This is a genomic window from Candidatus Avelusimicrobium alvi, assembly GCF_958451995.1.
Taxonomy (GTDB): Bacteria; Elusimicrobiota; Elusimicrobia; order Elusimicrobiales; family Elusimicrobiaceae; genus Avelusimicrobium; species Avelusimicrobium alvi.
The window spans coordinates 1-11,667 of record NZ_CAUDSG010000043.1; the positions used below are offsets into that span (position 1 = coordinate 1).

Here is an 11,667-nt window from a genome sequence, read left to right on the forward strand (position 1 = left end):
GATATTCCCAATTTATCAAAAAAAAAAAACAAATCAACCCCCTTGCCGGGGGCAAGGCCCAGAGCCTGGGCTCCCTTCTCTGGCCTGGCCAGGGCTAAAGCAATAAACGGTGCTATTAGTTAGATGGGAACAACACAGGGGGTATGCACCCGTCTGGTATACCGCCGCCCGCAGGGTCCGCCCCTCCCTTTCCCTGACGGTACCATCCGACTAATTGAACCACACCGTTTAAACAATGTTGCCAAGCACCGTAAAACGAGCCCGATGAGCGGCCCGCAGGGTTCGGGCCTTGGGGCTCTGGCCTGGCCAGGGCTAAAGCAATAAACAGTACTATTAGTTAGATGGGAACAACAAAGGGGGTATGCACCCGTCTGGTATGCCGCGGTCCGCAGGGTGCGGGGATCTGTCGTTATTAAAATGGAGAAGATTCCCAACTACTGTCTTCGGGAATGACTCTCTTTTTATGAACTGCTTTTTATTTATACCTGTTTGACAAAATTCTCTTTCTTCTTGCTCTTATATTCTCGTACTAAAACAACCTTACTCAACGGTGTAACCTAAACCGAACCCCCAGCCTAGCTGGGGGTTTTCACTACATACAAAAACCCCGGTTTAAACGCCGGGGTTTTTATTTAATTCAGCACATCCAGCACTCATTTCCCACATCAGAAATTCCTAACATTTTTAACACATCATAAGGGGTATCTGGATCGTTGCTACACGCGCTTCCTGAATTAGATCCGACAAAAGAGCCATCATCGTTTATGCAAATACATACGTCATATTTTTTATACCAGGCAACCGGACGATCCGAAGAACCTACTGTACTATACATGAAATCCCGGGTCTCAAAATTATATGTATCACCGCTTCCGTCAATGCTCATGCCAGAAAAATCTATAGCCAAACTGTCCAGTTCGTTACACATTGAATTTTCCGCACCGTTTTCCAGTCTGCATAATTTTTGGGCATTTGCCATATTTTTTAAAGTGCTGAACGCTTCGCTAAAACGAGCTTTATCCACCGCTCTGGTATACTGCGGCAGCGCAACCGCCGACAAAATGCCAATAATTAAAACGACTACCAACAGCTCTATAAGCGTGAATCCGAGGCTTTTATTCATGGGATATATCCCCCTATTTATATAAGTTGATAATCCCAATTTATCAAAAAAAAAAAACGCGTCAAGGGCCCTCCGGGCCTTGGGGCTCTGGCCTCAACCAGAATTCAGCCATATACGGTACTTTTAGATACTTGGGAGAGAAACATTCGGGGATATTCCTGTCTGGTATACCGCCGCCCGCAGGGTCCGCCCCTCCCTTTCCCTGACGGAACCATCCGACTGATTGAGCCACACTGTTTAAACAATGTTGCCAAGCACCGTAAAGCGAGCCCGATGAGCGGCCCGCAGGGTTCGGGTATCTGGTTGTTACGAAACGACAAGATTGCCGACTAAAACTCCCGGCAATGACACAGCCTTTAGAGTCGTCATCTCCGAATACCCCCGCCGGGCAGCTGTTGTTTGGGATAGAAGCAATTTTACGGAAGCACTTCAAACGAAACGGATGCCTTCTCCCCGCCGCACGCCACGGAAAGCGCGTGCTTGCCGGGTTTTAAGGTCCACCAGGTTTGGCAGGAAACGCCGGGCAGAGTGTTTCCGTCCAAGGTCCACGCACAGCCGGAGACGCGGCAGGCGGCCTCAAACTTAACGGACTGGGACGAAAGCGGGACGGAAGGATCCAGCTTAAATACATCTCCCGCGGAAGGGGACGTAATGGCCAGAGCAGGCGCGGAGGCGGTGTGCTTTCCATCGCACACGGCGGGCAGATGGGCGGAATCAAAGACTTCTTCTTTCGTATGCTTGCAGGCGGGCCCGGCCAACAGGCCGCTCTGCGCGCAGACCAGCGCGCGCGTAACGCCTTCGGGCGTTTCAAACGGGGGCGAAGGATATTTGCGCTGAAGGTAGACGGCCAAATCGTGCATAATCGGCCCCGCACCCGTTACGCCGGATATTTGTTGCATGGGGGTGGCGTCAAAATTACCCACCCAAACGCCAATCGTCCAGCGCGGGGTATAGGCCAGCGTGAAATTATCTTTATAATCTTTGGACGTACCCGTTTTGGCGGCCAGCGGGAACGGAACGGAAAGCGGCGAATTTAAGCCAAACGCCGGGGCGCGGGCATTGTTGTCCGCCAGGATATCCGTCACCAAATAGGCCGTTTTTTCATCAAATACGCGGGCTTCGCGGCCGGGCAGGCGGATAACGGGCTCCCGCGCCACCAACAGCGGCTTATATACTCCGCCGCGCGCCAAAGACGCGTAGGCGTTGGTTAAATCCAGCAGGCGCACTTCCCCGTTGCCCAGGGCCAGGCCAAGCCCGTAAAAGTCAGCCGGTTTTTCCAGCGTAGAAAACCCCGCGCGGCGCAAGAGCGCCAGCAGATTGGCCGCGCCTGATTTTTCGGCGGCTTTGACGGCCGGGATATTATACGAACACGCCAGCGCGCCGCGCGCGGAAACCGGGCCGTGGTAGCTTTCATCGTAATTGCGCGGGCGGAAACCGCCCTCAAAAAAAGTGTCTTCGTCTTCTATTAAAGAAGCGGGCGTCAGCGCGCCTTTTTCAAACGCAAGCCCGTACACAAACGGCTTTAAGGCCGATCCGGGCTGGCGAAGCGCACGCGCGCCGTCCACCTGCCCGTTGTTTTTTTCGTTGTAAAAATCAGCCGAGCCCACATACGCAAGCACCGCGCCGGTGCCGTTTTCCACCACCACGGCGGCGGCGTTGGTTACGTTCTCCTCCGCCAGGCGCGAAACATAGTTTTTGACCAGTTCTTCGGCGTAGAGCTGGAGCTCGCGGTCTATCGTAGCGTAAACGTCTTTAGCCGATGCCGGCACAAGCGGCTGTAAAAAACGCGTAAAATGCGGCGCGCTAAACGGGCGCGCGGCGGAACGCAGTTCCAATTTTTCCGTCAGGGCGATATCGTACATCTCCCGGTCAATAAATCCGTTATCCAGCATTTTTTTAAGCACCCAGTCGCGCCGTTTTAACGCGCGCGCAAAATGCCGGAGAGGATTATACTGCGTGGGCGATTTGGCAAGCCCCGCCAAAAACGCCGCCTGAGAGAGGGACAGCTCGGACGCGGGCACATTAAAATAAAACCGGGCGGCGGCTTCCACCCCCTGGGTCAGGTTGCCCAGTTCCAAGAGGTTAAAATACTCCTCCAAAATTTCTTCTTTCGTCATTTTGCGCTCCAGCAAAAGCGCGTTCCAGGCTTCGCCCGCTTTGCCCCACAGCGTTTTGGGGCGCGGCTCCACCGCGCGCGCCAGCTGCTGGGTAATGGTGGACGCGCCGGATACAATCTCCCCCTCCCGCGCGTTCTGCCACGCCGCGCGCAGCACGGCTTTCACGTCTACGCCCGGATGCGAAAAAAAGCGTTTGTCCTCGGCCGCCACGGCGGCGGCAATCAACCACGGGGATACGTCGGCAAGCGGTACGGGCAGGTAATAGGTGTTGTTTTCGGACAGGAACCCGCGCATCGGCGCGCCGTAGCGGTCATAAATTTGTTTGGAGGGAGCAAGCAAAAAGGCTTCTTCCCCGCACAAAAGGCAGGGAAGAAGCCCAAGCAAAAGAACCGTCCAGACCCGCTTCATCGTTTATTGGATGACAAGCGTTTCGGTGGCGTTGCGGCCGAATACCGCAGGCTCGTACATTTGGCTCGCCCACAAGCTGGGGTACGAGAACGTGCCCGGAACGGACGCGGAAACCAGGTACGAATACGAGTGGTTCCCGGCGGGCAGATAATCGGCAAACGCGGCGATGCGGTCGTCGTATTTTTCATCGCGCTCAAAGCCGTTCCGGCCGCCGTCCCGCAGGGCGGCCGCCTGCTCCGCCGATTCGGTGGCCAGCGAAGTGTTGATGATTTCAAACCCGGCGGGGATGAAATCTTCCAGCACCACAAAATGACGCGACGCGGCGTTTTTGACGTTAAGCGTAATTTTGTAGCGTTCGCCCGCCACGATCTCGGCCACGGGCTTGCCGTCCAGCGTCGTGATTTGGCGCGACACCGTAAACCCGGCGTCCACCGGCGTTTGGTATGCGCGCGGCTCGTACACCTGGCCCAGCGTATAATACAGCGTGCCCGCGCCCGTTTTGGCAAAGGTCACGCGCGTTTCGGTTTTGTCCGCATACGCTTCGGCAAACGGAACGGAAGCGTTTTTACCTTCCACGCTTCTTCCTTTAAACGAAGCTTCCAGCACGGTTTTGGCGCCCAGCTTGGCCGAGGCGGCAAAGTCCGGCGTTACGCTTTCCATCGTCCGGTAATAGGTATTCAGCGCGGTGAACACGGCGGCGTTGACGCTGGTGTTGTTCCAGTGTCCCTGGGCGTTCATCTGCGTAAGCAGCCAGGAAGCGGTTTTAAACGCGTCCGCAAACGGCTGTTTGGCAAACAGCAGGGCGTCCAGCGCAAGCGCGGTGGCTTTTACGTTTCCCATATGCAGCCAGGGCATTTCTTCCGGCGCGTCAAAATACGCGGACTGGGGCGTATAGGCGATGTGATTTAAAATACTCTGCGCGATTTTTTCCTGTACGGCCGGCGTGCGGGCGGATGCCGCGGCGGCCTTTAACAAATAGGCTTTGGCCGGCAGCGGCAGGGAACCCAGTTTGCCGTAGAGGTTGTTAAACGCGCTCTGCACGTTTTTGCCGTAAAGGGACAGCACATACGCCGCATACGCGCGGGCCGTTTCCGTTTCCAGCGAAGAATAGGAATACGCCTTCTGCGTTTTGGCGGCAAAGGCTTCTTCCAGCCATTTGGCGGCCTTTTCAAGCGATTTGGTCTGCACCTTATAGCCGGCCTGTTTGGCCAGATAGTTTACTTCCAGCGCATAGGCGGTTACATACGGATCGGGGCGGGAGCTCTTCCAGTAGCCGTAGCCGCCGGAAGCATACTGGTATTCGGGCACCAAGTCCAGTACCTCCTGCACCCGGGCTTTTAACTGCGCCATATCGCCCAGTTTAAAATCTTCCGCCAGCTGCGCGCCGGACACCACCGGCAGAATTTTGGACATCTTCTGCTCCAGGCAGTCGTACGGATACGTCAGCAGGTAAACCATAGAGCCTTTCAGGTTTAAAAGAGCGGTGGACGCGAGCGAGAGCGTAATGCGGTTGTCCGCCGCCGCGTTTAAGCCGCCGGGTTTATCCAGCAGTTCTTCCTGCGACGACACCGTAGAGGCATACAGCGCAAGCGTCTGCATTTTTTCCACCGGCGAAACGGTGAATTTCGTCAGCACGCCGTCGGAGTCCTTCTTGGCCTTTACGCTAAACGCCACGCGGGCCTCGCCGTTCTGCACGGCTTCGCACGCCCAGCTTACTTCGCGCGCTTTGCCAAGCGGCACATTGACAAGCTGCTCCGCCGGGCCCGTTAAGCGCACGGCGCCTTCGGCCTTGGCGGATACGGTCATTTCGCCTTTTTTGTCTTCGTAATTATACACCACCGCGCCGCAGGAGAATTTATCCCCTTTGCGCGCAAAGCGCGGCAGGTTGGAAGTGACCATCACCGGCTTGGACACCTGCAAAGAGGTTTCCGCCGAGCCGAACTCGTCCGCCGTCATGGCAACCGCCATCACGCGGAACTTGGTCAGGTTGTCGGGCAGTTTAAATTTCACTTCCGCGCGGCCCTTTTTATCGGTCTTTACCGCCGCGTTGAAATACGGCGTGAAAGAGAAGTGGGTGCGCAGGTCCGCGCCGCCCAGCTTGGCGTCGGCCGAGCCGCCGCCGCCGCGGTTTTCGCCTTTTTCGCCGAAGTTGCGCTGGCCCACGACGTAGACGCGGTTGTCCATCGTAAATACGGACACGGGGCGCGACCCGTAAAAGAAATCAAACAAATCCGGCGTTTTGTAATCCGTCAGCGCCAGCACGCCTTCGTCCACCACCATCACCGCCACCTCGGCGGGCACGTTTTTGGCGTTGGATTTGGCCGTAAGCTTTAACGTTACTTCTTCGCCCGGCAGGTATTTGGTTTTATTGGGTTTTATCACGGGCGTAATTTGTTTGGAGTCCGGCTGTATGTTTAAGTTGACGTACCCCACCTTGCCCTGCGGTTTGCCCAGGTCAAGCCCTTTGTCGGTTACCGGGTCCGCACTGCGGCCGCGCACCAGCGTTACGCTGACGTACACATTGGGCAGGTAGGAAGGCTTTATCGGCACTTCCACATAATCGGCGCCGCCTTTGACGGGCGTAATCCACGCGTCCAGCACGCCTTCGCGCTCCACGGTTACCAGCGCCAGCGCTTTATCGTACGGGGACTGCACGGAAATGCGCGCCGTTTTACCCGGCTTGTAGGAATTTTTATCCTGTTTTAATACGAGTAAATCGTCGTCGGTCTTCTTCCAGTACGCCTGGCCTTCGCCGTACACCATAATGTTAAAGCCGCCGGTTACTTTGCGGCCCGCCGCGTCGGAAGAAATAAGCGTAACGAAATAATTGCCCGCTTCGGCGGGATTAAAGGTCAGCACCGCGCCTTTTTCCCCCACCTCCAGGGTTTGGGAGGGCAGTTCGGTCACTTTCTTTTCGCTGACCCATTCCAGACGGCCGGAAAGACCCGTTTTGCGCACGCTCATCCACTGTTCTTTGCGGATTTGCGCGGTAACGGACGCGCCGGTCCGTTTGCCTTCGGGCGTAACGGCCAGGATTTCGGCCTTGACGGGTTCGCCCAATTCCACGCGTTCGGTCAGCAGTTTGGCGCCCAGATAGAAATCCGCCGGGTGCACCAATACGGACGAACGGGCGAACAGTTCCTGCCGCGCGGGCGACTGCACGCCCAGCTCGGCGTATACGCGCACGGGGAAAGAGACTTTCGGCATACGGGCGGAAAAGTCAATCGCGCCCTTGGCGTCCAGCTTGCCGGAAGAATTTAACAGCAGTTTGCCGTTGTCTTTATATTCCCCTTCGCGCAGGAAATAGGGCGTAAAGTTATAATCTTTAAATTCTTTGGGTTCAAACCACGCCATTTCGCGCCGTAACGTCCACTGCGCTTTGGCGTCCGCCAGCGGGGAGCCGAAGTTATACTGCGCCGACGCCGCAAAAGACGCTTCCTGCCCGGAGAGGTAATTCTCCGCCGCCGCGCGCAGGTTTACTTTAAAGTCCGCCTGTTTGACGGCTTCCACGCGGAAGGAATAGTACGCGCGGGGCGCGTCATCGCCTTTTACCAGCGGGGCGAAGGTTACGTCCCACGAGCCGGTAAAAGCCGTTTTGGGGATATCAAACTTCAAATCAAAGGTGCCCATGGCGGAGGAGACGGTTACGTCTTTTTTCAAGACTTCTTCGCCGCGCGCGTCCGACACCGTTACGGTGCCGCGCACCAGGTCCGGCAGGCGCCAGGCGCCGTCCTGCAGGCGGCGGGAGATTCCTTTTATATATACCGTTTCGCCGGGGCGGTAGACGCCGCGGTCCGTAAACAGGGTGGAGCGGACGGCTTCGCGCTGCGGGTTGTATTCGTAGCTCAGGTTAAAACGCCACGGCTCAAGCCCCCGGTTCCACAAACTGCTCACCACCGCGTCGCCGCCCTGGCTGGAAACAAACGCGTAAATTTCGGGCTGGCCCCAGGACGGCACCTGCGCGTCCAGCTTCGTCCAGCCGGGGGCGCGGGCGAGGCCGTTCATATCGGTGCTGCCCGTCCATAAAATCTTATTGTCCTTGCCGCGCAGCTCCACGGACAGGTTGGCCATCGGCTCGCCGGTTTGCAGCGAAGTGGCCCAGAGCAAAATATTCTCCGGCGAGGTTTTAAACGTTACGCCTACGTCGGTGATATTGTCGGTGGAGGAAATCCAGCAGCCTTTGTCCCCATAGCGTTTGCCGGTGAGTTTTACCTGGCTGAACACAATGCTGTCTTTGGCGGTCGGGTTAAATTTATTTAAATCAATAAACGTTTTGACGGTGCGGTCTTTAACGTCTTTAAACGTATAATTGCCGGAAAAAGTCGGCTCCGCCAGCGGTTTTTGCGCGCAGTAGCCGGAGGAGGCCTGGTCAAACGGAATGAAGTTTTCTTTATTAAAGCGCGCGCCGCGCACCGGCAGGGAGGCGGTGTTCATCAAATCCACGGGCAGGCGGGGGCTCAAATAGCTTTCCAGCACGCCCAGTCCGCCGGAAAAATCCACCGCCGGGCAGTAGCCTTCGTTGGAAACGGTAAACGTATAATCCTGGCCCAGGCGGTTGCCGTAAATGTCCTGCAAATCTTTATCCAGCGTAACCGTTACGTTTTGGCCGGGTTTCAAATCCAAAAACGCCAGCGGCGTGCGGAAGTACGCTTCCCCGGTTTTGGAATTGACGTAATCGGCCCCCAGGGCGTCCTGTTCCTGCTCGGAAAGTTTGCGCACGGCGGAAGCGGGTTCCACGCGCGCGGAAGAGGCCAGCTCGCGCAGGCGGACCGGGGTGGAAAAATCCACCGACGGAGCATAAGGCAAACAGCCTTCTTTTACTTCGCCGGCAACGGATAAATCCGGGTAGGTGTAAAAGCTGGTCTGGTAGGGGGCGCTCATCCCCAGCGGGCCGGCAGTGCCTTTAAGGCCCTGGGCCAGCGTCAGGGTGTAGCGGGTGCCTTTTTGCAGGGTTTCCAGGGCATTGACAGCGATAATGCGGTCTTTTTGATAGTAGGAGAAATCTTTGTCAAACTCCAGCTGGCTGATGGGGCGGATGACGAGCGGAACGGTTTTTTTGACGTCCGGGCGTTTGTTTTTGGACAGGCCGATCTTCTCGCTTAACGTCGGTTCCGGCGCGGCCAGATACGAAAGTTCCACATAATTGGAAATTTCTTCCATATTCACCGGCGTGCTGAACACAACGTAAAGCGTGGGATAGAGGTTAATCCAGTGCTCGTCGTTAGAAGGGCGGACGGAGCGCACCTGCGGCACGGGAGTGGTGAAAGAAAAAGAGTAATCCTGAGCGAGCTTCTGCCCGGAAACGGCGGATTTAAAGCCGGCCGCCAAACGCACGGAAAAACGGGTGGCTTCCGGCCAGTCCGAAGACGGCTCAAACACCAGCGTCTGCGTACCGCTGTAGCGGCAGGAGCCGGGCACCGCAGGAGAGACGGCAATCGGGCAGTTTTTAGAGGCAAATTCGCTTGCTTCCCCCAGCTTGGCCACCGGCTGGTTAAACGTAATGTTCACCGCCTGGCGGCCCGTGTAGTTAAGCTGGCCTTTGGGGGTGGCGGACAATACTTTTAAAGCGGGTGCGGCAAACAGCGCCCCCGCGGGCAGCAAAAACGCCGCCGCCAGCGCGAACATACGCGCAAAAAAACGGTTCTGTGTCATACTCTTTTCCTCCCTGCAAGATACAACTATTGTAGCATTATTTTTAGTCGGTAAAAAATGCTTTCGGCAAACGCGTTTTTTTGCTTTTTGCCCAAGGGGTGTTTCTTTGTTTTCCTTCCGCAGCGGTATTTGATAAAATATATATAATTTGCAATAAAGCCGCCTGCCGGACGGGCGGTTTTTTTGCCTAAGGAACGATTTATGGCAAAAGCCGTATCCATACACGATAAAAACCCGTTTAAGGCCAAGGCGCTCTCGCAGCTGCTGATTAAATTTTCCGCACCCGCCGTGGCCGGGATGTTCGTCAACGCGTTATACAACATCATTTCCCGCATTTACGTGGGGCAGGACGTGGGCGCGGACGGACTGGCGGGCATTACCATTTTGTTTCCGCTGGGGCTTTTATATATGGGTTTCAGCGCGCTTATCGGCGTAGGCTCCAACGCGCTGTTTTCCATCCGCCTGGGTGAAAAAAGGGAGGATGAAGCCCAGCTGATTTTAGGCAACGCCTTTGTGCTCCTGACGCTGGCCTCGGGCGTTATTACGCTGTTTACTTATCTGTTTTTGGACCCCATCCTGGGCTTTTTGGGCGCGGATGCCGACGTGCTGCCCTATGCGCGCGGCTATGCGCTGGTGGTACTGCCCGGCTACTTTTTATTTGGCATCAGCTTAGGCCTTAACAACTTTATCCGCTCCTCCGGCCACCCCAAAACGGCAATGGCCACCCAGTTTATCGGGGCGATTATCAATATGGCGGTGGGGCCGCTGTTTATTTTCGTGTTTCACTGGGGCATCCGGGGCGCGGCGGCGGCCACCGTCAGCGGGCAGGCCGTTTCGTTTATTTGGGTGATACTCTTTTTTACCGGACAGCGGAGCTTTTACCGCCTGAGATGGAAATTTTTTAAACTCAAAAAATATATCGCGCTGGACAGCATGGCTATCGGCTTCTCGCAGTTTGCGTTTCAGATAGCCTCCAGCACGCTGAACATTATTTTGAACCATTCGCTGTTAAAATACGGCGGCAACCTGGCTATTTCGGCGGTGGGGATTGCGGTAAGCGTCAATACGCTGGTGATGATGCCGCTTATCGGGCTTTCGCAGGGCGCACAGCCGCTTATCGGCTACAACCACGGCGCGCGCAAATACAAAACCGCCATCCAAACGCTTAAAATGGCTATGCGCTGGGGCGTGGTGATTACCTGCGTGGGATTTGTGGGGATTGAAATTTTCGCGCGGCCCATCGCCGCCGTGTTTAATTCCGAGAATACGGCCCTGGTGGACCTCTCCGCGCGCGTCATCCGCATTTTCAACCTGCTCCTGCCGATTGTGCCCTTACAGGTGCTGACCACCAGCTTCTTCCAGGCCATCAATAAACCCATGCAGGCCGCTTTTTTAAGCTTGTCCCGTCAGGTACTGCTCGTGATTCCGCTGGTGCTGATTCTGCCGCTTTTCTGGGGGCTTACGGGCGTATTCCTCGCCCCGGTGTTTGCGGACGCCATTTCCACCGTCATCGCTTTTAAAATGATTAAAAGTTTTTTTGACAAGCACAAACAAAACTTCTTTTTCAGCAAAAAGCACTGCCCGGTAACCCCCGCCGCTTAACCCAATAAAAACCGCCCCCAAACAACAGGGGGCGGGGAAAACAAAAAACAACTAAATGGCAATTAGCCATTGTACTCCACTACCAGGCCTGTTGTAGGGGTCGTGTAATCACCGTCAATACCGGCATAATCCGCACAAAGCAAGGCATCATCGTCAGTTGTGTCGATACAAACCGGCGCTTGCGTAGAATTATACTGTTTTTGTAACGAGTACTGATACTGCCCCGTGCCCACACGTGTTGCAATTACACCGTTGGTATTCGCCGCCGCCGTACTGCCGTTACTACCCACTAATTGAATTAAGAATCCGTTTACACCAGTTCCACAATCAGTAGGTGCAGTATTCCCCGTCGGCTGGGTCCCTTTCGTGCAATAATATGCAGAAGTAGTAGCATTAACGGGAGCAATATCCAAGCTGGTCCAGTTGGTGGCAAAGTTGCCCGTTTTCATTCTATAACGTTGTTGGGAATTTACTACCGTACCAATTAACGTATCCGCTTCCGCCGTGCGGCTTCTTTCCACCGCTTTAAAATAAGCGGGCATGGCCATCGCGGCCAAAATGCCGATGATTAACACAACCACCAGCAACTCAATCAGGGTGAAACCCTTTCTATTAGTCATAAGCTTTATCTCCTTTTTTTGTTGCGGCCCGGAAAAGGATACTGTAGGAGTTTTTATATAACCTTTCCCGGGCCTTATTGGCACTGTATCAAAAAAAAAAAACGAGTCAAGCCTTTTTTCATCCCCGACGATAAAAACTTTATAC

5 protein-coding genes are annotated in these 11,667 nt (G+C 55.2%); 1 reads left to right on the plus strand and 4 read right to left on the minus strand.

Translation table 11 applies throughout. The features are described from left to right. Positions 1 to 637: 637 nt before the first annotated feature. From ACQY36_RS07175 to ACQY36_RS07185, 3 genes are all read right to left on the minus strand, one after another. Positions 638 to 1,123, minus strand: a complete 486-nt coding sequence (locus ACQY36_RS07175) for a type IV pilin protein (protein ID WP_428078567.1) — start codon at positions 1,121 to 1,123, stop codon at positions 638 to 640. Positions 1,124 to 1,539: 416 nt separating this feature from the next. Next, positions 1,540 to 3,648: a penicillin-binding protein 1C gene (gene pbpC, locus ACQY36_RS07180; RefSeq protein ID WP_428056758.1), complete on the minus strand. Its 2,109-nt coding sequence runs from the start codon at positions 3,646 to 3,648 to the stop codon at positions 1,540 to 1,542. Between the two features lie 3 nt (positions 3,649 to 3,651). After that, positions 3,652 to 9,300, minus strand: coding sequence for an alpha-2-macroglobulin family protein (locus ACQY36_RS07185; protein WP_428078569.1), 5,649 nt, complete (start codon positions 9,298 to 9,300; stop codon positions 3,652 to 3,654). Positions 9,301 to 9,501: 201 nt separating this feature from the next. Here ACQY36_RS07185 and ACQY36_RS07190 point away from each other — a divergent pair, with 201 nt between their 5' ends. Further along, positions 9,502 to 10,902, plus strand: a complete 1,401-nt coding sequence (locus ACQY36_RS07190; RefSeq protein ID WP_428078571.1) for an MATE family efflux transporter — start codon at positions 9,502 to 9,504, stop codon at positions 10,900 to 10,902. 62 nt (positions 10,903 to 10,964) lie between these two features. On the opposite strand, the gene ACQY36_RS07195 is transcribed toward ACQY36_RS07190, so the two are convergent. Then, positions 10,965 to 11,667 (minus strand): type IV pilin protein (locus ACQY36_RS07195; RefSeq protein WP_428078573.1); only part of this gene is annotated, 703 nt, incomplete at its 5' end.

Bases quoted from the DNA above. Each gene is read 5' to 3' on its own strand.
- pbpC (WP_428056758.1), bottom strand. From the start codon at position 3,648: ATGAAGCGGGTCTGGACGGTTCTTTTGCTTGGGCTTCTTCCCTGCCTT.
- ACQY36_RS07175 (WP_428078567.1), bottom strand. From the start codon at position 1,123: ATGAATAAAAGCCTCGGATTCACGCTTATAGAGCTGTTGGTAGTCGTT.
- ACQY36_RS07190 (WP_428078571.1), top strand. From the start codon at position 9,502: ATGGCAAAAGCCGTATCCATACACGATAAAAACCCGTTTAAGGCCAAG.
- ACQY36_RS07185 (WP_428078569.1), bottom strand. From the start codon at position 9,300: ATGACACAGAACCGTTTTTTTGCGCGTATGTTCGCGCTGGCGGCGGCG.